Below are 23,966 nucleotides of genomic sequence, written 5' to 3' on the forward strand. Positions count from 1 at the left end.
TCATGTTCATCAATCTTACAAAAATGTAAGATAAAAGTGAAAAATGAAAGGTTAAAGTATGGAAAGTTGCTTTTCTTTTCAGTATGATAGATATATAAGAATTTGTTAGGAGAAAATGATGACACTATTAGACGTACAACATGTGAAGAAAATTTACAAAACCCGCTTTCAAGGCAATCAAGTGGAAGCACTGAAAGATATTCATTTTACAGTGGAAAAAGGCGATTACGTCGCCATTATGGGGGAATCCGGTTCTGGGAAATCCACCCTCTTGAATATCCTTGCCATGCTGGATAAGCCAACCGAAGGACGCGTCTTTCTTAATGGCACCGATACCGCAACGATTAAAAACAATCAAGCTTCTAGTTTTCGCAGGGAAAAACTCGGCTTTGTCTTTCAAGACTTCAATCTGTTAGACACCTTGTCTGTGAAAGACAATATTTTACTGCCGCTCGTTTTATCACGCCGTTCGATTACAGAAATGATGCAAAAGTTGGTCACGACTTGTAATGAATTGGGGATTAACCAATTGCAGGAAAAGTTTCCCTATGAAATTTCAGGCGGTCAAAAGCAACGGGTGGCAGTAGCGCGTGCTATTATTACCAATCCAGAAATTCTGCTAGCAGACGAGCCAACAGGGGCGCTCGATTCTAAGTCTTCTGCGGCACTTTTAGATGTATTTGATGATATTAATGACCGCGGACAGACAATTCTCATGGTAACGCACTCGACTTCTGCAGCAAGCCGTGCTAAGCGCGTACTTTTTATCAAGGACGGAATTTTGTACAATCAAATCTTCCGAGGAGATAAGACCGAGCGGCAGATGTTCCAAGAAATTTCAGATACCTTAACGGTCATGGCAAGTGAGGTGAGTCAAGGTGTTTAGATTAGCAGGAAAACTAGCGATTTCTAACCTAGTGAAAAATCGTAGATTATACTATCCGTTTGCGTTGGCAACTTGTTTAGTCGTCGCTATTTCATATATGTTTAATTCTTTAACGTTTAATCCTCATTTACAAAAAATGCAGGGGGCAAGTTCTATTTCATTTGTCTTGGCTCTTGGAGTGATTATTGTGACGATTGCTGCAGCGATTATCGTTTTTTATGCTAATAGCTTCGTCATGAAAAACCGTTCGAAAGAGCTAGGCCTTTATGGAATGCTAGGGCTTAATAAACGTCATCTCTTTACAATGGTGTTCATTGAGTTATTGATTTTAGGAGCGACGACTGTCACGATTGGTCTTGGATTTGGTATTGTATTTGATAAACTGATTTATGCCTTTTTACTGAAATTGATGGGGTTAAAAGTTGTTCTAGTATCCACGTTTCAATGGTTAGTTCTTATTTCAGTTGTTGTCATCTATGGCGTTATTTTTGCGGGCTTGGTGCTTGTCAACGGTTTGAGGATTCTACGTTTTAATGCTTTGCAATTGGCCAAGGAAAAGAATAGCGGTGAAAGAAAAGGACGATTTCTTCTGATTCAAACGATTATTGGATCGATTTCTTTAGGCTATGCTTATTACCTAGCTCTGAGTGTCAAAAATCCATTGACAGCAATTGGTATATTTTTTATAGCGGTTCTTTTTGTTATTTTAGGGACTTATCTGCTGTTCAATGCAGGGATTACGGTATTTTTGCAGTTGCTCCAGAAAAATAAACGATATTACTATCAACCAAACAATATGATTTCTGTCTCTAATCTCATTTTTCGGATGAAGAAAAATGCGATTGGCTTAGCAACGATTTCGATTTTGTCAACCATGGTCTTAGTCACCTTAGCTGGTGGTATCAACATTTATGCAGGTGCTGATTATTTGAAAAAAGCGATGTATCCTCAAGACTATACTATAAAGGGAAGAGAAGTATCAGCTGCCCAATTGGAACAAGCATTGACAGAGTTTGCAAATGAAAATCATCTAAAAGTTACTAAGAAAAATGCCTATCAATATTATTCTATGGGAATTAAAAAACAAGACAGTAATCAGCTTGACATTTATCCAAAAGGAGAAACACGAGTTTCTCCACAAGCTTACATTCTTCTGTTTTCAGCTGCTGATTATCAAAAGATGACTGGCAAAACGTTGGACTTAAAAGACAATGAGACAGCCATCTTTGCAAAAGGAATATCTGTAAGGCAAGATCAACCTCTTAAGCTGATTGAGCAAGAATTGACAGTGAAAGAACTTTTAAAAGATGACTTTGTTCTTGGAAATGTCGCGGATCAGTATAATATCGTTGTACCGCAGTCACTTTTTATGGTTGTCAATGATCCACAAAAGATAGTAGATGCACAAAAGGAGCACTACACAATTAATACAGAATTATATGGTGGATTGAATATTAAGGCTTCTGATAAGGAAAAAGGGGATTTGGATACAACTTATCAGAAGAAGTTGAAACAGTTCAATACGACGCTCCCCGATAATGCCGGTGTGTATGGTTATACAAGAATCCAAGGTATGCAGGAAATCATGAGCATGCTCGGTGGGGTTTTCTTTATCGGAATTTTCCTATCTATTGTCTTTATGCTAGGAACGGTTTTAGTAATTTACTACAAACAGATTTCAGAAGGATATGAAGACCGTGATCGCTTTGTGATTTTACAAAAGGTGGGACTGGATGAAAAGCAGACCAAGCGAACCATTCGCAAGCAAATTCTGACGGTGTTCTTCTTGCCACTCATCTTTGCCTTTGTTCATCTGGCTTTTGCTTATCATATGCTGAGCCTTATGCTGAAAGTTCTGGGTGTCTTAAATGCTACATTGATGTTGGAAGTTACACTTGGCGTTTGTGCTGTTTTTCTTATCGTCTATATACTCGTCTTTCTGATTACATCACGCAGTTATCGTAGAATTGTGTCGATGTAAGTTAGTGATAAGTATAGATAATCGCGAAAAGGAGTAGGGCTATTCTTGCTCCTTTTTCAATTTATTTAACAAAAAAGAGGGACGTTTGATTCCTTTTTGATTGCTTTTATGGTAGAATAATTCAATCTAATAAATTGGAGTTTAGGATGAATATTTTTCGGAAAAAAGATGTCAGTCGAGATCGGACTGGTATGCGTCGTCATTTACGATTGCTTGATTTGATTTTGTTAGGAATTGGCGCTATGGTGGGAACGGGTGTTTTCACGATTACCGGAACGGCGGCTGCAACTCTAGCTGGTCCCGCTTTGGTAATTTCGATTATTATTTCTGCTCTTTGCGTGAGTATTTCTGCTTTCTTTTATGCAGAATTTGCATCAAGAATTCCTGCAAATGGAGGTGCTTATAGCTATCTCTATGCTGTCCTTGGTGAGTTTCCAGCTTGGATAGCAGGTTGGCTGACCATTATGGAATTTATGACGGCGGTATCTAGCGTTGCCTCTGGTTGGGCTTCCTATTTGAAAGGCTTGCTAAGCGGATTGGGGTTGAGTGTGCCAAAAGCGCTCAATGGAACCTTCAATCCGCAGGCAGGAACTTATGTAGACTTACTGCCGATTCTTGTTTTGGTATTTGTGACTGGTGTAGTGCTGTTAAATTCCAAAGCAGCTCTGCGATTTAATTCCGCTTTGGTTATCTTGAAGTTTTCGGCGCTTGCCCTTTTTATCTTTGTAGGGATTTTCTTTATTAAGCCTGAAAATTGGTCTCATTTTGCTCCGTTTGGCTTTGGTAAACTCTATGGTGGCAATGTTGGAATTATGGCTGGCGCCTCTCTGATGTTCTTTGCCTTTTTGGGTTTTGAGTCTATTTCTATGGCAGTGGACGAGATTAAGGAGCCACAAAAAAATGTTCCACGAGGAATTGTGCTATCTTTGTCCATTGTAACGGTACTTTATATATTGGTGACACTGGTTCTGACAGGGATTGTTCACTACAGCAAGCTAGATGTGGCAGATGCTGTCGCGTTTGCGCTTCGCAGTGCGGGGCTTAGCTGGGCAGCTAATTATGTGTCAGTGGTGGCTATTTTGACTTTGATTACTGTCTGCATTTCCATGACTTATGCTCTGTCGCGCATGATTTACAGCATTGCGCGTGACGGTTTGTTGCCAAAGTCTTTTAGAAAATTAACTGCTACTAGTCGTGTACCGAGAAATGCTACGATTTTGGTAGGAATAGCCGCAGCAGTTTGTGCGGGGATTTTTCCGCTAGCCAGTATCGCATCCTTTCTAAATATCTGCACCTTGGCTTATCTGATTTTGTTAGCAGTGGCTATTTTGAAGTTGCGCAAGGATAAAGGACTTCCTCAAGCAGGGGAATTTAAAACTCCCTTTGTACCTCTGACGCCTGTCTTATCCATTATTATCTGCCTGTCTTTCATGAGCCAATATGGCTCTGATACTTGGCTAGCATTCGGGCTTGCCTTACTAGTTGGAACAATTATCTATTTTATCTATGGATATCAACATTCGGAAATCAATTGATGAGTTTACCTTACAAAAATGTAAGAAATAATTGTAAATTGTAAGATAGAGCTAAGGCAATTGGCTCTATTTTTCCATATAATAGTGATAATAAAGTAAGTGATGGAGGAAAAAATGAAAAAAGGATGCATTGGTTGTCTAGGTGTGCTAGGAGTATTGTTTTTAGCGGTATTAGGAGCAGTGTTATATTTTGGTCCTAATTATGATATCTATCTTTTACCACCTAGTCCTGAGCAATACGCAAAATCTGCTCTAAATAAGATGAATTCTGCTCTTTATATTGATGAAAATTGGTCACAAGAAAAGGAAAAAGCATTAAAAGAAGTCAAATCTGCCAAAACGTATGTAGATACCTATCCAGTTCTAAAGAGAATGACAAAACTATCAGGAGGAAAACATTCTTATTTTTATACACCGAAGGAATTTAAAACTTCACCAAAGGAAGAGAGCCGGCTTCCTGTCATAAAAAATGAGAATGATATTCTATACTTGAAATTACCTCCTTTTATGGGAAACGAGAAAGAGGCTAAGGCTTATCGTACAATGCTACATCAGGCATTGACGAAGGAAACTTACAAGGGAGTAATTGTGGATTTGGAGAATAATAGCGGTGGCAATATGTATCCTATGATTGGTGGATTAGCTGCTATTTTGTCTAATGGAACTCTCTTTCAATTTGAATATGCAAATGGGCAAAAAATAGGTACTACTTTATCACAAATATTGGCAAGCAAGCAGACAGAAGAAAAAAATAGTTCTAAAACAATTCCTATAGCAATTCTAGTTAACGGTAATACAGCTAGCTCTGGTGAAATGACGACATTAGCTTTCAAAGGCTTACCAAACGTTAAAATTTTTGGCAAGCCAACAGCTGGCTATACAACAGGAAATATGGTTTATTCTCTTTATGACGGGGCAACAATTCAGCTGACGGTCTCTCGGATTATTGACCGAAAGGGTAATCGTTATGAAAATACTCCAATCGAGCCAGATATTGCTACAACCACACCATTGAATGATGCTAGAACTTGGTTACTAGAGCAAATATCGAAATAATCTCTAAATAGCGATTACCGCTGTTTTTTGCTATACATAGAAAGAAAAAGAGGTGCGAATATGATACGATCTGCAGAACTTTCAGATGCAGTGGCTATTCAGGAAATCAATGCAACTGCTCTCGGCTATGATTTTGGCTTGATAGAAACTCGTCAGAAACTATCAGAGCTGTTGGATAGGTCTGATCATTTTATCTTGGTAGCTGAAAATGCAGCAGGTCAAATTGTCGGCGGTGCCCACGCAGCTAGCTATGATTGCTTATATTTTCCGTCTTTGCTCAATTTGCTGGCTTTGGCTGTTGCTCCAGATTTTCAAGGTCAGGGATATGGCAAAGCTTTGATGCAGGCTATTCGTGAAGAGGGCGTGGCAGCTGGTTACACAGGTATTCGAATAAACTCTGGTATTTCACGAATGAAGGCTCATGAGTTTTATCGAAAATTGGGTTGTGAGGAAAAAGCTGATCAGAAACGTTTTTATTGGGAATTTTAAGAAAGGAAATCTATGAAAATTGAACCATTAAGTCAAAGCAATGCAGAAGAAATTGCTAATCATTGGCATTACGAAGGAATCTATACTTTTTATGATATGCAAGCGGATCCTGAGGATTATGAAGAAATTTTATCTCCTGAAGCGCGTGGCAATCACTATTATCAAATTCTCAAAAATGATGAATTGTATGGTTTTTTCTGTCTTTTCCCAGTTGGCAAAGACAAGCAAGAGCTAGGTTTAGGGATGAAGCCAGAGTATTGTGGTAAAGGTCAAGGGGAAGAGTTTTTACAAACCATTCTGCAGTTTATTGAAGAAAATATCTCAGTAAAAAGCCTAACTCTCTCAGTTGCAGATTTTAATCAAAGAGCTCAAAAGCTCTATCTTCGCTGTGGTTTCAACGTAATCGGACGGCAGCCTCAGGAAAGCAATGGCGATATTTACCTTTTTGTCAAAATGGAAAAGGAGTTGAAATGAGAGTTGCGGTTATCCAAGGAACTACTCGAAGAAATATGAATTCGTTGCTATTTGAATCTGTAAAAAAAGCAGTCCAATCGTCTGACGAAGTGCTGAATTTTGGTATTTTCGAGGAGGAGAACGAGCAGTATTCTTATGTTGAGATAGCGATGATGATTAGTCTCTTAATAGAAAGTGGAGCAGTGTGTTGTAACAGGTTGCTCTTCTGGTCAAGGGATGATGCTTGCCTGTAATAGTTTACCAGGTCTTTTGTGTGGCTATATAGAGACCCCACAAGATGCTTTCCTCTTTGGACGAATCAATGGAGGAAATGTTGCTTCCCTGCCATTAGGGTTGAATTTTGGTTGGCAAGGAGAATTGAACCTGCAATATACATTGGATAAATTATTTGATGGTGAGTTTGGTATGGGCTATCCTGAAAATGAAGCGGAAAGAAAAAGGTTGGAAGCAAGTGCCCTAAAGGATTTGAACCGTTTAACGAAACGCAATTGGGAAGAATTAGTAGAACAACTTCCAACTGATACTTTCACTAAATTGTTGCAAAGAAAGATAGTGATGAATGCTATTATAACGAATGGAACCAATGAAGAGTTCATCCGTTTGCTGAAATCAAAAATAGGTAAAAAGTGAAATGAAAAAGCGGAGGTACTAAGTAGATGTCCCTATACATTTCATTATCTTTGCAATTTTGACTGTTTATGGTAAAAATTGAGCTTGACATTATAACGTCATTTTAAAACAAGACAAGACTGGAAATCCCAGTCTTGTCTTGTTTTATGCTAATGTTGTAATATTGACTGCTTGAAGACCGCGCTGACCTTTTTCAATGTTAAACATTACTTTGTCACCTTCATTCAGTGATTTGAATCCGTCGGATTGAATCGCTGAAAAGTGAGCAAAAACGTCTGGTCCGTTTTCTTGTGAAATAAAGCCGAAGCCTTTTTCAGCATTGAACCATTTTACTGTACCTTGTGCCATACATCTTACTTCCTTTCTCTAAAATGTTGCGTAAAAAATAGAAAAAGTAAAGATGAAAAACAAAAATACTCACTCAAAATTCATTTACTCTTGCAAGTCTAACAGAAGTAGCAGCAAAAAGCAAGGAAAAAACAGCGTAGGACATCATATTTTGCTATACTAGTTATATGAAAAGCAGAAAGAGGTATATCATGACATTTGAAGAAATTTTCGTTTCTCATTGTCATTAGTAACCCATTGTATTCCCTAAAGCTTGGTATTATAAGGTTTGTAAAATATCATATATCATTAGTATTCATTGGAAAACCTCTCAAAGTCCACAAAAGGGAGTATAAAAATAGACCTAAAAGGTCTATTGATCACGAGTTCAGCAGGCAAGAAATTAGCGCAGCCATAAGGTGCGCTTTTTTTGTTTCTTTCCTCCTCTTAAATGATGAAAAAAGAAGATGAAAGACCTAATATTAACGCTATTATTCTATGATTTTCTAAAGAATTTGTCAACCTTTAAAACTTATTTGTTCGTGTTTTACCTAAAACCACCCCCCTAATATGTAAAAATAGCGTACATTTTTGGTTAGTTGAGCATCCATCGGTTTACGGTTTTCGGATAAAAACGCACATTTATTTGGTAGGGGGGTGTATCGTTCGTTTTTAATGTCACATATCTTAGAAAGTGTTGCATTTTTAAATACAGCTTAACTGCTATATTTTCTAATAGATTAGTCTATTTTTTAAATATACAATGCAACATTTTTTTGTTATATATCATTTATGTTTTTAAAAATGTATTGAAAACTAAAGATTTATTTTTTTATCTAATCATTCTCTAATAAGCTATCTTTGAATTTCTTTTTATATTCTTCTAGTGTTTCAAAATTTGAACCGCTGGCAATTTCGTTTATTTTGCTTTTGGCATATTCAAGCTGAATAGTTTGACGTTGATTATCCTCTAACCATTGTTCAATAATTTGGGCGCGATAAGCTGTTGGAGTTTTTCCAGCCTTTTCAGCTTCAGTATCAATATAAATATATTTTACGGGCAGCCCTTGCGCTTTTAAGTAACTTGATAAGGCTTCATAGTATTTTGAATTATTATATACAAAACGTTTATTATAATAACTTTCGTCTCGTGCTGACAATTCAGGAAAAAGTGGAAGCAGTGTATCCAATACATCAGCTACTTCAGTAAAACGACCGTTAAAGAAAATATTCTGTTCTCTATTTTTAAAATCATTATTGATATACTGCAGTTTCAAAAATACGGAGTTTAATATCTTTAGATAACTATTATCATAAACTTCTTTTAATGTGTCTATTGTTAGTTGTATCCGTTTTAGTGCGTCAGATACACTCGGTTTAAATGCTTTAGTAAAATCTTTAGCTTTATCAGAAAGTAGCTGATTATACTTTTTGCGAATATCCAGATATAATGCTTCTTTTTCTTTATCCGTTAGATAACGATTAACAGTTACCTGTTGGATTTTTTCTATCAATTTTTCAATTAAAACGTTGTTACTTTTTAGATGTGAACTCGCTTCCTGATGATCCATACCTGATAATAACGGAACAACATATATCAAAATTTCTTTATCTGTAAAAGAGTTGTTAAAGGATAGTGTTCCTTTAATTAAACCTAGTTCTTGTTTTAAATCAAAATAAATACTGCGTGCTTCTTTAATTGTCAATGTGTTTTTAATTTCTAAAATTGCCATGTGTTTTTTAACCTTTCTTTGTTTTAAAATGTAGGGAGATAGTCCCCTAAGTTGTCTGTAGTTTTCTTCTTCGTTATGCTTGCCAGCTTATCCAACCCTAATAAAGGTTTTATGGTCTTCTCTGTGTATTCATATGCACCTATAGGTGGTAAACTTGCGACAATTCGTTTAACCATTGTGGTATCAATATCTTTAACAAACATCTTCTTGTCTGCAAATCCTAAAGAAATGGCAGTATCGCAAGATAACCATGTCTCGCGCTCCATCATTTCTTTGATTTTTTCTTTTGCTAGCCCTGTTCGCTCTTGATAGGCGGTAGCTAATGCATCGTTTGCTACGTCCATAGTTTCTATTTGACGCTTAAGTTGCTGACTGTTCCCGTAAGTTAGGGTTGATACATTATGAATCATCATCAGTGCTATAGGATTCATCTCTATTACGTCCCCAGCCATAGCTATCACGCTTGCTGCACTAGCGGCCAGTCCTACAATTTTTACAGTTACTTTTCCTTTATGCCCTCTCAATTTTGCATATATCTCATTAGCTGTATACACATCCCCACCGCTTGAGTTAATTCGGACTTCAAGAGGTTCAGATGGAAAAGGGATTTTTATATCTTCTAGTGAAGTATACTCCCTACCATCTTTTTTATACTCTGGTATAGAACTTTTAGGGATAATAACGCCTTTGATTTCTATTTTTTGCATTGTTCCTCCTTTGGTCTACAACATAAAAGGGACACCAAAAAGTATTGAACTTTCTGATGTCCCTGATTGTTTCAGTAGACTATTATTTTTTAGTTTCTGTTTTTTCAAGATAGGTTAATTTCCCTTCTTGAAAATGTAAAGTTATTTTCCCAAACTTGGGAGGTAACTCTGTATCTATTTTATCATTTTTTATAAATAAGATAAAGCCCTCTTTTAACATTTGTGTAAATTCATTTTCCATTAGTCTTCCTCTTTCTTTAATTAAATTATGTAAAATCATCCAATTTGTGACTATGTTCAATAGTCACACGGTCACGGGGAAAACCCCTGATAATACTGACTTTTTTTAATCTATTATGTTGTGACCGTCTTTTAAATTTTATTTTTTATATATAATGTTTTTTTATAAAATATTTTTTACGTAATATAATAAAAAACACAGTCACAAAGTCACAAGTCTAAAAATAATCCATGAAAAAGTCTTTAAATCAATGTTTTTACCCTGTTACCAACTTATCCAAGTAGGACAACAAGACAGTCACATGGTCACGGTTTATTGTTTGTATATTCCCTTGACTGACCCGATCAGGCTTTTTTCTTGCCAGCTTTGAGGGGCTATTCTCTTTTTGTCTTTTTCAGATACTCTAAAACTCTTTACAGTGTATTTATTCTTTGTTTCCTTGTTCAATATTGCTGTTACTTTCTGACCATGCCCGTAAAGATTGGGGTCGTTAATGCCTTCATTGCTTGTAAAGTCTTTTAGCCAATCTTTAATGATTGCTAGTGGGACATGTTGCAATTCGTGGTAGCCGTTAGGTATGTAGAATGTGGTGACAAATGAAAAATAAAAATCATTATTTATTTTGTATTCGCTTAATAGTTCCTTTACTGCTTGGGGTTCTATGAATTTATCAAACTTTTCAAGGTTCAATATGCGATAAAGTACCCATTCAAGCAGGCGCTCATCTTTTAAATATTGGTTTTTGATTTCTGGTTTCTCTTTTTGTCCATTAAAATCTGCATTAAAGGGAACGATACACAAACGCCTATACCATCCTTGATTTTTAGCTCTCGCCTTTGGCAATTCGTTTCCAGAAAACAAGCAGAAGCATTTGTACACTGCTTCATAGGGTTGTTGGTGCTTAGGATTAACATGTACACTATCGCCTGTGACTACACTCATAAGGTCACTTACTTCATCAAGATACTTGTTAGAAATATCATCTCCTATATTACAGACCTTTCCTTCAAGAGCACTTAGTTGAAAGCTTTCTTCAAATTGATTGGGTTTAAGGTTGCTGATATTCTTAGCGCCTATTAAATTTATTAAAAGAGATTGAAACGTCCCTTTTCCGTTGTTTCCTTCACCGTACAAAATCGCCATCTTTCCTCTTGTGTAGTTAGGGTTAATAGCTTCATTCATAATCTGCCATAATAGAGTAACAATATCCTCATCATTACAAGCAATAGATTTTAACCACTCATCAAAATCAAACCACTTGTCTAGAATTGGCTTCATAGGTTTATCATGGTATGCTGTATTGATTTTACTTTTTATGATATAACTAGGAGAAAACGGTAGCAGAGCCTTTCTTTTCAAATCAAAGATACCATTTTTCACAGGTATCAGGTTTCTATCTGATAACGGTTCTTTTAGTTTTGTCATCGTGCGCAAAACAATCTGAATTTCTCTAAAGTGCTTACTCCTCAGACGACTGTCAAATTCGATACATAACTTGTTAAAAATATCAACACTAGCTATATAGATACCCTCATCCAAATTATACAAGTAAAGTAAGTTCTGATCTGTTGTAATACCTCTTCCGATAAAGACAAAGTAACAAGTTTTTTTTAGAATATTAGCCACATCAAGCGGTCTAGGTAATGCTGTTTTTTTACTTTTTACCTGTCCTTTTTTCTCTCCATTAGTGTAAAATTCGGTCACGGTGTTAGCTTCCCGCCATTTTTTCCCCGCTTCATGTAAAGTATTATAAAGTTCTTTCATAGTCTGCGGTGCTGGTATTTCTGTCTTATCTAGTAGCTGTGTTTTCTCTTCATTTCCGTAAATTTCTTTTAAAATTCCGTTTTTATCCAATTTTCTCCCCCTTATAAATGTTTGTAATAGTATCAAGAAAAAAGCCTGCTAGGTCAGCGCGTTTTACAAGATTTGTAAATAACTCTAAGACGGTATCAAAATCATAGCCATGTAAAAATAATAAACGAATAAAATAGGCAACTTCACGCCTTGTATAGATACCCTGTGAAACAATATCCAATATCTCTCCTTTTAATTCTATCCATGTTCCTTGTCGATTCTCTACCAGTCTGGTAGATTCCAAATCTTGCAAAATTTCCAAAAGATCAGCACTAGCCAGTGCTATTTTCTTATCCCTTACCAATATCCAACCTTTTTTGGTGTCACTTTTGGACGGATCGTCGGTTGTCGTCTTTACTATGATGTCCGTATAAGAAAAAGCTATCAACTCACGACCTAAGGGGGCAAAGTATAAAAATTTGTAAAAATCTCCATTCTTTAAAACTTTGGTAGGATTATGCTTCAAAAATCCAAATAATCCTAGCTTATTAGTATGTAAAGTTAACTCAATAATTTCATACATATCTAATCCTTTCTTTGCTTTTTCAAATGCTTTAAGTGTGCATTATTTTTTTCATGGTTATCAACCCCCAAAAATATCAGAACATCACTAGCTTTATAGAAAACTTTTCTAGTATCTTCTAGTGGCGGGCGGTATCGTTTTAAACCTGCTTTTTCCCAACGTGCCAAGGTTTTGGATTTTATTCCTAATTCTTCCTTGACCTGTTGGGCTGTCATTAGTCCGAGCTGTCTTGGCTTTGGTTGCGTGTAAGACTGCAGAAAGTTAGAAAGCAAGGTTAAGGCTTCCGTCTTTAATTGTGTTTCTGTATCTAAGCTAAATAATGCCATATTAACCGCCTTTCAAATATTTATCTTGTTTTTTAAGGTATTCTCGCTTTACTTTGTTCGATAGAGTGGCTATAAGGTATAGGGGTTCGACTGCTTAAATTCTGCCATGTGTCAGAATTTGGAAGTTCTCTTGCAACCTTCATCATTCTGTTAGCTTCCCAAATGCGACCATGTGGCCGTTTTGGGGATTTTCTTTAAGACCAATAGCTACCAAATCTCTCAACGTTGAGTAATTCGAAAGAGAGCAAGTAGCTTTAAATGTCGTAACGTTTCGACATTCCGATTCAACCCTGCATTTATGTTCATTCCTAGATGTTGGTATGTGCCAACATATCGCTAAAATGTGGACAACGTTGTCTACATTTCCCAACGTCGGGAAATTTCTAAACTTAATTAAATGTTTCAACGTTGAGAGATTTGGTAAAATGCTGATGTTTCTAAATCGTTCAATGTTGAACGATTTTAAGTTTTTGCTGTATTCTAGTTATATCTTTTCCCTGCAAGTTGTATATAAGCCCCATAGTGAGGGTTTAACTTATCTGTATCTTTTTCCTCTCGCTTTGTCTTTATTTCAAAATCGAGCTTAAAATAACTTTCAAAGTTCCATAACTTCCAAAGCAACCAACTAAAGAAGAAAATCAGTATAATCGTTTGTTCTGGTGTTAAATCTAACTCATTCATGACGCAACTTCTCTTTCTTTGCTAATTTTTTAATATGTTCAAAGTCAAATAGTGCCAGTTGTAAGTACCACATAGGATTGTCTGCGGTTCCGTTATCATTGTATCCGTCTTTGAATAAAGCTAAACGAGTTTTTTCAATATTTGATTTCATTCCATTCAAAGCATGCTCAATGGGAGAAAGTTCGCCCTGTAACACCCGTTTCACGTCTTCATGAAAATATTTCATCATAATATCAGTTAAGAAGTGCAGTGTTCTTCCCGTATTGGGATCCAGTTGATAAACTTTACTAATTACGTCTTGCAATTCTTCTGATATTGCATTTTTAATAGGTTTATATTCTTGATTATCAACATTAAATTTGGCTAATATAGAGATGTTTTCTTTTTTCATGCTTAATCCTCTTTCTATTCTAAGTTAAGGAATCCTTATTTTAGATTTTCTATTTATTTTTATATATGGCAATATCTGCTAGATTATGGTATAATCTAAATATAAAATAACTAAAACCCTTACGGCTTGCCTGCTGTATTATTTTAGTTGATTGTGTGAAAAGCCTTGTAAGTTTGCCGACTGCTAAGGCTTTTTTGTTGTTTCTCTGTAATGCTGCTTCTTGTTTGTTTTAACAATTTATTTTTGTTTGGGGGTATAATTATACCTGCGATATATTTCAGTTTCGTTTTTGCCCATTTTACTTGGGCGAAAATTAGCTTAAAATCGATTTTAAACGCTCTGCGTTCCTTCGTTTTTGTTCTTCTGTCATTTTTGCTTTTTTTCTGACAAATGGATTGACAGAAAAATCATTAAGATTTGATAATTTAGCTCGTACAGAGATGCAAAAATTATTCTCAAATTCTTTTTTGATGCTTTCAAAAGCGTGTTCCATTTTCAAAATCTTCGTAACGTGTCGCCGCACATTACTTTCAAAATACCAACAATTATCTAGTTCATCGTAACGGATAACCGTCTCACGTTCTTCTGGTAGATACATTTTTATCCTCCTTGTGTCTGTTTTCTAAAGACTATGGTTTTTATTTCCTGGTAGGTCATATCTAGGTTAATCATAGCGATAGCCATATCTTCTAATGCTTGGTATCTGATAAGTTCATCACTAGTTAAGCTATTAATACCGTTATGTCCATTACGTGCTACCATAAGTTGACGCTTATTCATACCGCTAGCACCCTTTAGTAAAAGATTATTTACTGTACTGTGAGCGTGCTTAGGGGCATTCTCCCAATGTTCTATAGCCTCATGTAGGCTTTTTCTTTTGGGCAGTTCTAAAGCACGCTGCAGCTTAAACTGTGCTAGCTCGTCCCGCATTTCAAAGAATGCTTTGACTAGATTTGTTTTAAATTCTTTAACTGGCTCGGTGTTACGTAAGTAAGTGATTAACAACGTAGCTTGTTGCTCATTCAGAATATAGTCACGTACATTTTGCCCAGCCTCTGAAGGTGAAATTTTAAATGTCACCTTTCCAAACTTCTCACAGTCTGCTCGGTGCTTATTCAGTAATATTTTCAAATGCCTATGTTTTACCTCTGCACATTCTGCAATAATGCTTGAAAGTGTATACGGCTCTCTCTTGCCGTCCATGTAAACTAATTCCATGTGTGCCTACTCCTTTCTTATTCCTCTAGCCATGAGATAACCGCGGTGTAAATTCGGCGCGGCGCATCATAATCACCGCGTTCTACTTTGGACAAGGTGACGTGAGTTGTTCCCAACTTTTCAGCAAGTTCTTTTGCTGTAATACGCTCAATAGCACGTTTTACCCGTACACGTTGAGCCATATCTTCGGTAATTAGCATTCTATACCTCCTCACAAGTTAATAAAAAAGTAAAAGGTAGACGGTTAAAAGGTTGTGGTTTTATTTGTCTGCCTCCCAACTTTAAGTGAAGTTTTTCATCACTTTAAAGTTATAGTGTTATTTTATATCACTTTTTTTAATATTGTCAATAGTTTTATGATATTTTTTTTCACTTTTTCTATACTTTTACTTCTCAATATGATAAAATGACCGTTGAAAGGTTGTGATTAAATTGAATAGGATTAAAGAGTTACGTCAAAAAGAAAAGCTAACACAAGAAGAGTTAGCCAATAAAATAGGAGTAACAAAAAGAACTATAATAGCCTGGGAGAAGGGCGAACGTCAAATAAAACAAGATAAAGCCCAGCAACTAGCGGATTATTTCGGAGTGAGTGTTAGGTATCTGTTGGGGTATGAAGATGACTATTTATCATCAATGATAAAAAAGTACGAAGAGAGCATGAAAAACCCTGCTGATTTTGGTGGGTATGGCCTTCTAGCACTGACACGAGGGACAGAAGTGCAGGATAAAGTTATAGAAGCTCTTAGACACGCCACAGACTACTATGGGGAGCGAGCACTGAACAGAAAAGAAGCAGAAAAATGGGATGAAGAACGACGGGCTGAAATATTGGAAAGCCTAAAAGACTATTCAGATAATATAATAGGGCGTTTCCTAGCTGGTTTAATGTCCCTTTCTGATGAATTAAAAATACCCATTGTTGATTTTCTAACCTTAGAAGATAAAGATAAAGCAGCCGTTAGTCAAATTATAATATCTCTAGCCGATAATCCAGTTATGCATAAAGATTATTCAAGCCAGCAAAAAACACAGAAGGATAACTAAAGCAGATAACCCCATAAAACTCATTTAAGCCTCGGTTTCTTATAGAATAGACGCATTCTTATGATGTAAACCCAATCTAAAACTTTTACGGCTTGCCTGCTGATGGAAAGGGGTATCATCATGAAAATAACAGAAGTCAAAAAGAAAAACGGTACAACAGTGTACCGTGCTAGTGTTTATCTCGGTGTTGACCAGGTAACAGGTAAGAAAGTAAAAACCAGCGTGACAGGACGGACAAGAAAAGAGGTTAAAGCAAAAGCTCAACAAGCCCAGATAGATTTTAAACTTAATGGATCAACAGTTAAAAAGGAGATGCAAGTCAGAACCTATCAGGAACTCGCTGACTTATGGTTACGCAGTTACCAACTTACGGTCAAACCTCAAACTTTTAGGGCTACCCAAAGAATGCTCTATAATCATCTTATCCCAGCATTTGGGACTATGAAACCTAATAAGATAACAGTTTACTATATTCAAGACTTTATCAATGATTTATCAAAGGAGTTAGTTCATTATAGTGTAGTACACTCAATAAATAGGCGTGTTTTACAGTATGGTGTATCTCTGCAGTTGTTGCCATTCAACCCTGCTAGAGATGTTATATTACCTAAAGTGCCAAAACGTGAAAATAAGGTTATCAAATTCATAGCTCCAGAGAACATAAAGGCTTTAATGGATTATATGGAAAGTCTTTCTAATCAAAAATATGGTTATTATCTCGACTATGTGTTATATAGTGTTTTACTTGCCACGGGTTGTCGTTTTGGTGAAGTGGTAGCGCTAGAATGGTCAGATATTGACCTAAAGGAAAAGACTATTAGTATTACAAAGAACTATAATAGACTGTTAAAGCTCATAGGTACACCAAAGAGTAAAGCAGGAGTTAGAGTAATCAGCATAGACAAGAAAACGGTCAACATGTTACGCCTTTATAAGAATAGACAAAGGCAATTATTCCTAGAAGTTGATTCACAAGTTCCGACCGTAGTCTTTGCAACTCCAACAAAGGAATATCAAAATATGGCTACCAGGCAAGAGAGTTTAGATAGACGTTTGAAAGAAATTAACTGTCCACGATTTACCTTTCACGCTTTTCGCCATACTCACGCTAGTTTATTGCTAAATGCTGGGATCAGTTACAAAGAATTACAGTATCGCTTAGGTCATGCTACCCTAGCTACGACTATGGATATTTATAGTCACCTATCAAAGGACAAAGAAAAAGAAGCCGTTTCATATTACGAAAAGGCTATAAATAATTTATAAGTCCACAAAAAAGGGAACAAATTCATAAAATAACTCATTACATGGTTCAAGAAACCTTGTTAAATCAACGTTTATAAACGATAAAGGAGAAAACAATGACATTTGAAGAAATTTTACCAGGTCTGAAAGCTAAGAAGAAATACGTTCGTACTGGTTGGGGTGGGGCAGAGAACTACATCCAGCTTTTTGACAGTATTGAACAAAATGGAGTGACACTTGATGTGACTCCGTACTTTCTTATCAACGTGTCAGGCGAAGGGGAAGGCTTTTCCATGTGGAGCCCAACTCCTTGTGATGTCTTAGCAGATGACTGGGTGGAAGTTCATGACTAAGACAGTACTGGTGACGGGAGTCAGTTCAGGGATTGGACGAGCACAGGCACAGCTCTTTTTGGAAAATGGCTGGCGCGTCTATGGTGTAGACCAGTCTAAAAAACCAAACCTGACAGGAGATTTTCATTTTCTTCAACAAGATTTAACGCTGGCGCTTCAGTCAGTTTTTAACTGGTGCCCGCAGGTGGATGTCCTCTGCAATACAGCTGGAGTGCTGGATGATTACAAGCCACTTCTTGAGCAATCCGCTCAGGAGATCCAAGAAATTTTCGAGATTAACTATGTAACACCAGTAGAGTTAACTCGTTATTATCTGACGCAGATGCTGAAGAAACAGTCAGGCATCATCATCAATATGTGCTCTATTGCATCGAGTTTAGCTGGTGGTGGCGGGCATGCTTATACCTCTTCTAAGCATGCTTTAGCAGGATTTACCAAGCAGTTGGCACTAGACTATGCGGAGCAGGGAGTGCAGGTTTTTGGGATTGCTCCCGGTGCGGTCAAAACGGGCATGACTGCGGCAGATTTTGAACCAGGTGGCTTAGCAGATTGGGTTGCTGAAGAAACGCCGATCAAGCGCTGGTTAGATCCTCAAGAAGTGGCTGATGTCACCCTTTTTCTAGCCAGTGGCAAGGCAGCTGCTATGCAGGGCGAGATTCTCAAAATCGACGGTGGTTGGAGCTTGAAGTGAGGAAATCAAAGGTGAAAGCAATGAAGACTAAGTATTTTTACTCTTGGTCTAAAAACATGGTTGTTTACGGCTTGGATGCTGGCCTAGGAAAGCTCTTCATGAACGAATCTGAGACAGCCTGCCTATACCAATTAGGAAATTTCATCTTTCCGGCTGGTCAGGCGGATTCGGATTTTTGGCAGGATTATAGCACAAAATACAGCTTGGCTGACAAGGTCATTATCTCTGAGGAGCCCAGTTGGCAAGAGTTTCTAGATAGTCAGAGTGAGCTGGGCAAGTTTACTCGTTATGCTTTTGCGGACAAGGTTGCCTTTGACACAGAGGCTTTGGAGAAATGGCAGAGCAGGCTACCTGTAAACTACTACCTTTGTCCGATTGATACGGAGAGTTATGAGCGTTTGGCTGAGGAAGCCTAGTCTCAGGATTTGCAGGGTGATTTTTCCGATTTTGACCATTTTCAAGCGGCGGGTGGCTTTGGTTTTTTACTCTATTTAGGAGAGGAAATCATCGCTGGCGTATCGACAGGATTGGTCTATCATGGAGCTCTTGAGATTGAAATTGCTACCAAGCCAACCTACCAAAGATAGGGCTTGGTCAAAATCTTGGGTGCCCAGATGATTTTAGAAGCTCAAAGACGCTCACACTTTCCTCTCTGGGATGCGCACAATGAAGCTTCCAAGAAGGTTGCAGAAAGCTCGGGCTATCAGTGTCTAGGAGTTTATCCGGCTTATGAATGGAAAGGGACTTTTGACCAATGAAGAAAAACCAAACCTATTTCTTAAAAGACATCATTGAGGCTGTAAAATCGGAAGAGCTAGATGATGATTTCTGTTTGTATGCTAAGGAAAATGGAGAACTGAATTTTCAGGACAGCTACTTGCTTGCTGATTATCCTCAAATAGTGGATAATAGGGATGTTTACCCTAGACAGGTAAGGGAGCAAGAGATGGAGCTGATTTATTACGGTGAAGATTTTGCGGATGTTCTCTTGTCAGTTATGGAGCAGAAAGCAGAAGCGACTGATCAAGAGTGTTTACAGGCTTTGCTTTACTATTATGAGCGTGATGACTTTATGGATTATTTATGAGGAGTGTGAAAATGCGTCAAGATTTAGATAATACGTTTGATATAATAATTAAGAATGAGGAGAAATTATATAAAAATTTATATTTTGAAGGCAATGTTGAAAAAAATCCAACGTATTTTAAAGATATGAAGAAAATGTATGTAAAAGAGTGGGAAGGAATTAGGAACCCTAATAATATTTTTATTCCATTCATATTGGTAAGTATGGAATCTATTCTTAAAAAAATAATTGAAATTGATAATAATAAAAAAGTTTATCCCAAAAATATTTTGGAGAAATTGCTATCAAATGATTCCCCGTTAAAAAATATAAATTCTAAAATTGTTTATCAGATTGGTGAACAGACTTCAAAAAATTCCATGAGTATTTTAGCTGAGGCAGATGCTGAAGATCTAATAAATATTGCAAAAGATTATGTTTCCCAAGAATGGGGTATCCCTAAAGAACGTCTAATAGTATCACGTTTTGATAAAAATGGCTATATCATAAACTTACGAAAAATTTTGGAGGATATACAAGAAAGATATTATTCTAAAGAGAATAAATTCGGAAATAGTTATAGAAACATAATTATGCATTCAGAACGACCGTTATTAATTGAAGATGAAAAAATATTTGCCGAAATGATTAACGATTATTGTCGTTTAATTAAATCATTTTGGAGAAATGTTACAAAATATGAGAATACACAGGAGAAATGATGACCCCAAAAGAAATGTGGCAGGCATATAAGAAAATCAATCCAGAAATTGGCGACGAGATTAATGCCTGGGCCTTCGGTACCTTGGCAGATCAGCTTGCCGACTTAGTGCTTCGTGGTGAAAAGACAGCGACGGCTTCGGCCTATGAGCTCTATAAGCTTGAAAATAAGCCCGTGCCGCAGGTAGGAACCCTTGATGTGATTTTAGACGGTCAAGGTCAAGCTGTCTGCATCATTAAAGTGACCAAGGTAACGGTTGTCCCTTTCAATCAAGTGTTTGCAGAGCACGCTTTTAAAGAAGGAGAGGGAGATAAATCTTTGGCTTACTGGCGGCAGGTGCATGAGGAACTCTTCACGGAATGGATGGCTGAAGCCGGCTTAGCTTTCTCAGAGGAGACGGGCGTGGTCTTGGAGGAGTTTTGCAAGGTTTATCCGATATAAAAGATGCGGATTAAAGCATTACAGAGAGAATCTTAACAAATGATATAAAAAATGCTATAATAAAATAAATTTATTTTGATAAAAGGAACTATTATGACAAACTATGCAATTATTTTAGCAGCTGGAAAAGGCACTCGCATGAAATCAGATTTACCAAAAGTGCTTCACAAAGTTGCTGGAATTTCGATGTTAGAACACGTATTTAGAAGTGTTGCTGCCATTGCACCAGAAAAGACTGTGACAGTGGTCGGACACAAGGCAGAGCTGGTGGAGCAGGTATTGGCGGGGCAGACAGAGTTTGTTCGTCAAACGGAACAATTAGGAACTGGTCATGCTGTGATGATGGCAGAGCCTGTGCTGGAAGGTTTGGCAGGGCAAACATTAGTCATTGCAGGAGACACTCCTTTAATCACAGGAGAAAACCTGAAAAATTTGATTAACTTTCATGTCAACCACAAAAATGTTGCAACGATTTTGACAGCAGAAGCGGAAAATCCATTTGGTTATGGGCGGATTGTCCGTAATCAGCATGAAGAAGTGATCAAAATTGTGGAGCAAAAGGATGCTTCGGATTTTGAAAAGCAAATCAAGGAAATCAATACAGGAACGTATGTTTTTGATAACGCTCGTCTTTTTGAAGCCTTGAAAAATATCAATACCAACAATGCGCAAGGAGAATATTACATCACAGATGTAATCGGCATTTTCCGTGAGAATGGCGAAAAAGTCGGCGCTTATACTCTGAAAGACTTTGATGAAAGTCTTGGTGTCAATGACCGCGTGGCATTGGCAACGGCAGAAAGTATTATGCGTCGTCGAATCAATCAAGCTCACATGGTGAATGGCGTTAGTTTTGTAAATCCAGAAACGACTTATATTGATGTAGACGTACAGATTGAACCAGAAGTCCAAATTGAAGCCAATGTTACCTTGAAAGGAACAACGAAAATTGGTGCAGGCAGCATTCTGACAAATGGTACGTATATTGTTGACTCTGTTATTGGTGAACAAACGGTTATTACCAATTCGATGATTGAAGAGTCTACAGTTGCAGACGGTGTAACGGTGGGACCTTACGCTCATGTTCGCCCAGATTCAAGCCTTGCTAAAAATGTACATGTTGGTAATTTCGTTGAAGTGAAAGGTTCTTCTATCGGTGAAAATACCAAAGCTGGGCATCTGACCTATATTGGTAATTCTGAAGTGGGTGCGAATGTCAATTTTGGCGCTGGAACGATTACAGTTAATTATGACGGACAGCACAAATTTAAGACCGTCATTGGGAACAATGTCTTTGTAGGTTCTAATTCAACCATTATTGCGCCGGTAGAACTTGGGGACAATTCTCTTGTAGGTGCAGGCTCAACCATTACCAAGGATGTGCCAGCTGATGCGATTGCTCTTGGTCGTGGTCGTCAGATCAATAAAGAAGAATACGCTAAACGCTTGCCGCATCATCCAGATAATAAGTAGGAATTGCTATGGATTTTGAAGAAAAAACACTAAAACGAACAGAAATTTACCAAGGTCCTATTTTTAAACTTGTAAAAGACGAAGTTCAGTTGCCAGCAGGAAAAGGAACAGCTTACCGTGATTTGATTTTCCATAATGGAGCGGTGGCAGTTATCGCGCTAACACCAGAAGATAAACTGATTTTGGTCAAGCAGTACCGCAAAGCTATTGAAGCAACCTCTTATGAAATTCCGGCAGGCAAGTTAGAAGTCGGTGAAAATGCGGATCCTGAGGCTGCAGCTTTGCGTGAATTGGAAGAAGAGACCGGCTATACAGGTGAATTGGAATTGCTCTATGATTTCTATTCGGCGATTGGCTTTTGCAATGAGCGAATCAGACTTTATAGCGCTAGCCATTTAACAAAAGTTGAAAATCCTCGTCCACAAGATGAGGACGAGACCTTAGAACTCTATGAAGTGACCTTGGAAGAAGCGAAAGCTCTCCTTGCTAGTGGTGATATTTGTGATGCAAAAACCATTATTGCACTCCAATATTGGGAAATGAAAATGAATCGAAGATAGGGAAACGCTCATGGGAAGACCTTTATTAACAGATGAAATGATTGAACGGGCAAATCGTGGTGAAGATATTTCAGGTCCACCTTTGCATGATGAGGAAGAAACCAAAATTTTAAAAACGACTAGAAGTCAGTTTGGTGATTCTTCTCCAACTAGCGGTTTCAATCAAGATACGCTGCAAATTGATGTAGAACCAACGGTGACCAAAAGCCGACGCATTGAAAATGCAAAACGTGGAGTATTCCAAGCGAAATTAAACAAAATTCTATTTTGGATTGTCCTGCTTTTGATGGCTTTGATTGCTGCTATTATTTGGCTATAAAAAAGCGAGAAGCTTAGACTTTCGCTTTTTTTATGATAGAACGAGAGGAAAACATGAAAATCGGAATTATTGCGGCTATGCCTGAGGAACTAAAAATCTTAGTGGAAAACTTGGAAAATGCTGAAAAGCACTTACGTTTGGGACATGTTTATCATACGGGAAGTATCGGTTGTCATGAAGTCGTGCTGGTGGAAAGCGGGATCGGAAAGGTCATGTCTGCTATGAGCGTGGCTGTTTTGGTCAATGAGTTTAAAGTGACAGCTGTCATCAATACAGGTTCTGCTGGGGCGGTAGCCGAAGGCTTGCAAATCGGCGATGTTGTAGTGGCTGACCGGCTAGTGTACCACGATGTAGATGTAACAGCTTTTGGCTATGAATACGGACAAATGGCGCGCCAGCCACTGTATTTTGAAGCGAGCCGCTATTTGGTTTCTGAGATGAGGAAGCTTTTAGAAAAGACACATCAGACAAGTCGCGTTGGCTTGATTGCAACAGGAGACAGTTTTATTGCGGGACAAGACAAGATTCAAGCCATTAAGCAGCATTTTTCAGATGTTTTAGCAGTAGAAATGGAAGGAGCAGCCATTGCGCAAGCAACCCATTCTATCGGTCTGCCTTTTATGGTCATTCGTGCCATGAGTGATACAGCTTCTCATGACGCAAATATCAGCTTTGACGAATTTATCCATGAAGCTGGCAGGCGATCAGCTGAGACCTTGATAGCGTTTTTGAAAGAATTAATTTAAAGAATGAGTTAGCAGTTGTAGATGGAGAGCTTGGCTTTATCAGGCTTTATAGTTGGCTGTTTAACATTATGAAATAAGAATGGAACAAAATCAGCGTTTTGTCAGCAATTGATTTTGTTGTCCCAGCCCTGCAAGGTTGAGTAAGTCTGAAAAAGCTGATAGTATCAGCATTAGAAGGTATTCAACTACAGTGCATTGAGCTTTATCGAGTCTGGAATACTGTTATTCCAGACTATTTTTTCTGTCCTTGCC

Annotated in this window: 29 protein-coding genes and 2 pseudogenes; 19 read left to right on the top strand and 12 right to left on the bottom strand. The window is 37.5% G+C overall.

Features of this window, described 5'->3' with window-relative positions:
• The first annotated feature begins 118 nt into the window (after positions 1-118).
• The 7 genes and pseudogenes from SanJ4206_RS02560 (at position 119) to SanJ4206_RS02590 (ending at position 7,051) form a co-directional block, all read left to right on the top strand.
• Positions 119-886, top strand: coding sequence for an ABC transporter ATP-binding protein (locus SanJ4206_RS02560; RefSeq protein WP_022525185.1), 768 nt, complete (start codon positions 119-121; stop codon positions 884-886).
• Positions 879-2,867: an ABC transporter permease gene (locus SanJ4206_RS02565; protein WP_003028291.1), complete on the top strand. Its 1,989-nt coding sequence runs from the start codon at positions 879-881 to the stop codon at positions 2,865-2,867. Before SanJ4206_RS02560 ends, SanJ4206_RS02565 begins: the two co-directional genes overlap by 8 nt.
• A gap of 146 nt (positions 2,868-3,013) precedes the next feature.
• Positions 3,014-4,402: an APC family permease gene (locus SanJ4206_RS02570; protein ID WP_003028290.1), complete on the top strand. Its 1,389-nt coding sequence runs from the start codon at positions 3,014-3,016 to the stop codon at positions 4,400-4,402.
• A gap of 114 nt (positions 4,403-4,516) precedes the next feature.
• Positions 4,517-5,458, top strand: a complete 942-nt coding sequence (locus SanJ4206_RS02575; RefSeq protein WP_022525187.1) for a S41 family peptidase — start codon at positions 4,517-4,519, stop codon at positions 5,456-5,458.
• A gap of 60 nt (positions 5,459-5,518) precedes the next feature.
• Positions 5,519-5,947 (top strand): GNAT family N-acetyltransferase, encoded by a 429-nt coding sequence (locus SanJ4206_RS02580; RefSeq protein ID WP_003028288.1) that lies wholly within the window; start codon positions 5,519-5,521, stop codon positions 5,945-5,947.
• A 12-nt stretch (positions 5,948-5,959) separates the two neighbouring features.
• Positions 5,960-6,421, top strand: coding sequence for a GNAT family N-acetyltransferase (locus tag SanJ4206_RS02585; protein WP_003028287.1), 462 nt, complete (start codon positions 5,960-5,962; stop codon positions 6,419-6,421).
• A pseudogene (locus SanJ4206_RS02590) lies at positions 6,418-7,051 on the top strand (RpiB/LacA/LacB family sugar-phosphate isomerase). Before SanJ4206_RS02585 ends, SanJ4206_RS02590 begins: the two are co-directional and overlap by 4 nt.
• Positions 7,052-7,195: 144 nt before the next feature.
• On the opposite strand, the gene SanJ4206_RS02595 reads toward SanJ4206_RS02590, so the two are convergent.
• From SanJ4206_RS02595 to SanJ4206_RS02650, 12 genes are all read right to left on the bottom strand, one after another.
• Positions 7,196-7,399 (bottom strand): cold-shock protein, encoded by a 204-nt coding sequence (locus tag SanJ4206_RS02595; protein WP_003028284.1) that lies wholly within the window; start codon positions 7,397-7,399, stop codon positions 7,196-7,198.
• Positions 7,400-8,214: 815 nt separating this feature from the next.
• Entirely contained in the window at positions 8,215-9,111 is an 897-nt protein-coding gene (locus SanJ4206_RS02600) for a hypothetical protein (RefSeq protein ID WP_003028283.1), read from the bottom strand.
• Between the two features lie 23 nt (positions 9,112-9,134).
• Positions 9,135-9,818: a head maturation protease, ClpP-related gene (locus SanJ4206_RS02605; RefSeq protein ID WP_003028282.1), complete on the bottom strand. Its 684-nt coding sequence runs from the start codon at positions 9,816-9,818 to the stop codon at positions 9,135-9,137.
• A gap of 82 nt (positions 9,819-9,900) precedes the next feature.
• A complete protein-coding gene (locus tag SanJ4206_RS02610; RefSeq protein ID WP_003025520.1) occupies positions 9,901-10,059 on the bottom strand; it encodes a DUF2292 domain-containing protein in 159 nt (52 codons plus the stop codon).
• Between the two features lie 312 nt (positions 10,060-10,371).
• Positions 10,372-11,823, bottom strand: coding sequence for a DNA primase family protein (locus SanJ4206_RS02615; protein WP_037582589.1), 1,452 nt, complete (start codon positions 11,821-11,823; stop codon positions 10,372-10,374).
• 82 nt (positions 11,824-11,905) lie between these two features.
• Positions 11,906-12,436 (bottom strand): hypothetical protein, encoded by a 531-nt coding sequence (locus tag SanJ4206_RS02620; RefSeq protein WP_003028274.1) that lies wholly within the window; start codon positions 12,434-12,436, stop codon positions 11,906-11,908.
• A gap of 2 nt (positions 12,437-12,438) precedes the next feature.
• Entirely contained in the window at positions 12,439-12,762 is a 324-nt protein-coding gene (locus SanJ4206_RS02625) for a MerR family transcriptional regulator (protein WP_003028271.1), read from the bottom strand.
• Between the two features lie 480 nt (positions 12,763-13,242).
• Positions 13,243-13,443: a hypothetical protein gene (locus tag SanJ4206_RS02630; RefSeq protein ID WP_003028269.1), complete on the bottom strand. Its 201-nt coding sequence runs from the start codon at positions 13,441-13,443 to the stop codon at positions 13,243-13,245.
• Positions 13,436-13,834: a hypothetical protein gene (locus tag SanJ4206_RS02635; protein WP_003028267.1), complete on the bottom strand. Its 399-nt coding sequence runs from the start codon at positions 13,832-13,834 to the stop codon at positions 13,436-13,438. Before SanJ4206_RS02635 ends, SanJ4206_RS02630 begins: the two co-directional genes overlap by 8 nt.
• Before the next feature lie 313 nt (positions 13,835-14,147).
• Positions 14,148-14,432: a hypothetical protein gene (locus SanJ4206_RS02640; RefSeq protein WP_003028266.1), complete on the bottom strand. Its 285-nt coding sequence runs from the start codon at positions 14,430-14,432 to the stop codon at positions 14,148-14,150.
• Positions 14,433-14,434: 2 nt separating this feature from the next.
• Positions 14,435-15,052 (bottom strand): Rha family transcriptional regulator, encoded by a 618-nt coding sequence (locus SanJ4206_RS02645; RefSeq protein WP_003028265.1) that lies wholly within the window; start codon positions 15,050-15,052, stop codon positions 14,435-14,437.
• Positions 15,053-15,069: 17 nt separating this feature from the next.
• Complete coding sequence (locus SanJ4206_RS02650; RefSeq protein WP_003028264.1) at positions 15,070-15,252, bottom strand: helix-turn-helix domain-containing protein; 183 nt, start codon at positions 15,250-15,252, stop codon at positions 15,070-15,072.
• Positions 15,253-15,484: 232 nt separating this feature from the next.
• Between SanJ4206_RS02650 and SanJ4206_RS02655 the strand changes: the two genes are divergently transcribed.
• The 12 genes and pseudogenes from SanJ4206_RS02655 to SanJ4206_RS02710 all read left to right on the top strand — a co-directional run bounded on the left by SanJ4206_RS02655 (position 15,485) and on the right by SanJ4206_RS02710 (position 23,714).
• A complete protein-coding gene (locus tag SanJ4206_RS02655) occupies positions 15,485-16,099 on the top strand; it encodes a helix-turn-helix transcriptional regulator (RefSeq protein ID WP_080554321.1) in 615 nt (204 codons plus the stop codon).
• A gap of 120 nt (positions 16,100-16,219) precedes the next feature.
• Positions 16,220-17,365, top strand: a complete 1,146-nt coding sequence (locus SanJ4206_RS02660; protein ID WP_022525189.1) for a tyrosine-type recombinase/integrase — start codon at positions 16,220-16,222, stop codon at positions 17,363-17,365.
• Between the two features lie 95 nt (positions 17,366-17,460).
• A complete protein-coding gene (locus tag SanJ4206_RS02665) occupies positions 17,461-17,697 on the top strand; it encodes a DUF2829 domain-containing protein (protein WP_003028259.1) in 237 nt (78 codons plus the stop codon).
• Positions 17,690-18,388, top strand: coding sequence for a 3-oxoacyl-ACP reductase (locus tag SanJ4206_RS02670; protein ID WP_003028257.1), 699 nt, complete (start codon positions 17,690-17,692; stop codon positions 18,386-18,388). Before SanJ4206_RS02665 ends, SanJ4206_RS02670 begins: the two co-directional genes overlap by 8 nt.
• Positions 18,389-18,408: 20 nt before the next feature.
• Positions 18,409-19,146: pseudogene (locus SanJ4206_RS02675) on the top strand (GNAT family N-acetyltransferase).
• Entirely contained in the window at positions 19,143-19,475 is a 333-nt protein-coding gene (locus SanJ4206_RS02680; RefSeq protein ID WP_003028249.1) for a DUF7716 domain-containing protein, read from the top strand. The pseudogene SanJ4206_RS02675 and the gene SanJ4206_RS02680 overlap by 4 nt, the downstream one beginning before the upstream one ends.
• 11 nt (positions 19,476-19,486) lie before the next feature.
• Positions 19,487-20,176 carry a hypothetical protein gene (locus tag SanJ4206_RS02685; RefSeq protein WP_022525191.1) on the top strand — a complete coding sequence of 230 codons (690 nt, stop codon included), beginning with the start codon at positions 19,487-19,489 and terminating at the stop codon, positions 20,174-20,176.
• A complete protein-coding gene (locus tag SanJ4206_RS02690; protein ID WP_157622125.1) occupies positions 20,176-20,616 on the top strand; it encodes an ASCH domain-containing protein in 441 nt (146 codons plus the stop codon). Before SanJ4206_RS02685 ends, SanJ4206_RS02690 begins: the two co-directional genes overlap by 1 nt.
• A 93-nt stretch (positions 20,617-20,709) precedes the next feature.
• A complete protein-coding gene (gene glmU, locus SanJ4206_RS02695; RefSeq protein ID WP_157622020.1) occupies positions 20,710-22,089 on the top strand; it encodes a bifunctional UDP-N-acetylglucosamine diphosphorylase/glucosamine-1-phosphate N-acetyltransferase GlmU in 1,380 nt (459 codons plus the stop codon).
• An 8-nt stretch (positions 22,090-22,097) separates the two neighbouring features.
• Positions 22,098-22,649 (top strand): NUDIX hydrolase, encoded by a 552-nt coding sequence (locus SanJ4206_RS02700; protein WP_003028241.1) that lies wholly within the window; start codon positions 22,098-22,100, stop codon positions 22,647-22,649.
• Between the two features lie 10 nt (positions 22,650-22,659).
• Entirely contained in the window at positions 22,660-22,968 is a 309-nt protein-coding gene (gene macP, locus SanJ4206_RS02705) for a cell wall synthase accessory phosphoprotein MacP (RefSeq protein ID WP_003028238.1), read from the top strand.
• Between the two features lie 53 nt (positions 22,969-23,021).
• Positions 23,022-23,714 carry a 5'-methylthioadenosine/adenosylhomocysteine nucleosidase gene (locus SanJ4206_RS02710; protein ID WP_022525193.1) on the top strand — a complete coding sequence of 231 codons (693 nt, stop codon included), beginning with the start codon at positions 23,022-23,024 and terminating at the stop codon, positions 23,712-23,714.
• Positions 23,715-23,966: the final 252 nt, after the last annotated feature.

The sequence above is a fragment of the Streptococcus anginosus genome (assembly GCF_001697145.1).
Lineage (GTDB): Bacteria > Bacillota > Bacilli > Lactobacillales > Streptococcaceae > Streptococcus > Streptococcus hominis.